The organism is Weissella sp. DD23 (assembly GCF_001579105.1).
GTDB lineage: Bacteria > Bacillota > Bacilli > Lactobacillales > Lactobacillaceae > Weissella > Weissella cibaria.
This window is the reverse complement of sequence record NZ_KQ970397.1, coordinates 65,138-67,468: the sequence shown is the minus strand read 5'-3', so window position 1 is coordinate 67,468 and position 2,331 is coordinate 65,138. Positions and strand designations below refer to the sequence as shown.

2 protein-coding genes are annotated in these 2,331 nt (G+C 44.5%); both read right to left on the bottom strand.

The window, feature by feature from the left end:
• Positions 1-146 precede the first annotated feature (146 nt).
• Positions 147-1,568 (bottom strand): pyruvate kinase, encoded by a 1,422-nt coding sequence (gene pyk / locus WEIDD23_RS10245; protein WP_062358960.1) that lies wholly within the window; start codon positions 1,566-1,568, stop codon positions 147-149.
• Positions 1,569-1,756: 188 nt separating this feature from the next.
• The coding region (locus tag WEIDD23_RS10240) for an amino acid permease (protein ID WP_156469625.1) at positions 1,757-2,331 on the bottom strand (575 nt) is incomplete at its 5' end.

Sequence of the window (2,331 nt, the reverse complement as noted above, 5' to 3'; positions counted from 1 at the left end):
ACCGCTTCACTTTGGGTCTCGACGATTACTTCTTGCCAACTCATCAGCTTTTCCTCATCAATTCGTATTAGTATTACCTAAAGAATAACATAAAAAAAGAACGGGAGATAACAAGTATCTCTCGTTCTTAATTAACAACTAACTAATTAGTCGACCGTAACGATCGTCATCAAGTTAGTCGTACCTGAAGTCGTTACAGGAATACCTGCAGTAACGATGATAGTATCACCCTTTTCTGCCAAACCTGCAGCAACAACTTCCTTCTTAGCCAAGTCAATCAAAGCATCAGTGTTGTCCACTGCTTCTGAGATAACTGGTTGTACACCCCAGTAAACCGTCAATGAACGTTGTACACGCTCGTCGAAAGTCAATGCCAAGATGTCGGCGTTAGGACGGTACTTTGAAATCATCTTTGCAGTGTAACCTGAAGTCGTTGCGGCAACGATAGCCTTAACGTTCAAGTTTGCTGCAGCCGTAGCAACAGCAGCGGCAACTGATTCAGTAACGTCAGTAGCGTCAAAGTTGTTTACGTGACGACCGTTCAATGCCAAAGCAGTTTCTGCCTTTTCATCGATACGGGCCATCGTAGCAACAGCAGCAACTGGGTATGCACCGTTAGCTGACTCACCTGACAACATCGTAGCGTCAGTTCCGTCAAATACGGCGTTGGCAACGTCAGAAGCTTCGGCACGTGTAGGACGTGGGTTTTCTTGCATTGAATCCAACATGTCAGTAGCCGTAATAACTGGCTTACCAGCAGCGTTCATCATGCGGATCAAGTCCTTTTGTACCAAAGGCACGTTTTCTGCTGGAATTTCAACACCCATGTCTCCACGAGCAATCATCAAACCATCAGAAACCTTCAAGATTTCGGCAAAGTTGTCGATACCTTCTTGAGATTCGATCTTAGGGAAGATCATAACATCTTCCTTACCAGCTTCTACCAACAAAGCACGGATGTCTTCAACGTCTGAAGGCTTACGTACGAATGAAGCGGCGATGTATTGGATACCTTGTTCCAAACCAAAGCGGATGTCATCGGCATCCTTTTCAGTGATACCTGGCAAGTTGATTGAAACACCAGGTGCGTTAACACCCTTACGTGATCCCAACAAACCGTGGTTTTGAACTTCAGTAACCAATTCGCGGTTAGCTTCGTCCTTTTCAGTGATCAACATGTCAATCTTACCGTCGTCGAACAACACGTGTCCGCCAACCTTAACATCGTCGAACAAACCTGGGTAAGTTACGGCAACCTTTTCCTTAGTACCTTCAAGAGATGAATCCATTGAGATGCGAACAACATCACCGATGTTGAACTCAATCTTACCTGGCTCTTGAACAGTCGTACGGATTTCAGCACCCTTAGTGTCCAACAAGAATCCTACAGTCTTACCTGAAATCTTCTCGGCTTCGCGCACAGCGTTCATACGACCCAAGTGTTCCTCGTGGTCTCCGTGTGAGAAGTTGAAACGTACAACGTTGGCACCTGACTCGATTAACTTCGTAATAGTCTCGACGTCAGAACTAGCTGGTCCAAGCGTTGAAACAATCTTGGTCTTCTTCATGATCTGAAAAATCTCCTTCGTTTTGTGTTGATAGTGTATCTACCTAACTGTCATTTATTGTACTATTTTTCACTTTTTTTGTACACATTTTTTGTTCGAATCATGTTGCATATAATAGACATCAATTAGACAAAGAAAAACCGCCCGGCATGATTTGAAATGTGCCAGGCGGTTTAGAACTCACTTATTTATGATTGACGTGCATCTGTATCCAAATCCACCTCAGTTAGCTTACGCAACTTTGTCTTGTGCTTGAATTTGTAACCAAAGTAAAGTGCCAAGAACAATGGTACTGACATATACGTCGTGATAATACCGGACCAATTCCAGTGTGAAATTGACCCTTGGAATGATGCCAAATCTTGACCAACAACGACGACAATTGACAATACTAAGGCCAAAATTGGTCCGACTGGGAACCACTTTGCATGATAACGTAACTTCTTAATATCACGTCCTTGTGCAACAAATGCCCGACGGAAACGATAGTGTGAAATGGCGATTCCAATCCAAGCAATGAAACCAGTCAATCCAGAAGCGGCGACCAAGTAGTAGTAGATGCCTGGTCCAAAGACCGATGTGACGAATGTCAGCAAGCCAACCGCAACCGTCGCTAACAATGCAGGTACCGGAATACCCGTGTTAATGTTCACGCGACCGAAAATCTTTGGTGCCTTACCTTCTTGGGCCATCGCGTACAACATACGTGTTGAGGCATAGACGCCCGAATTGGCTGATGAAATGACTGAGGTCAAAATCACGG

Coding starts and splice junctions, on each gene's coding strand:
- pyk (WP_062358960.1), bottom strand. CDS start 1,568: ATGAAGAAGACCAAGATTGTTTCAACGCTTGGACCAGCTAGTTCTGAC.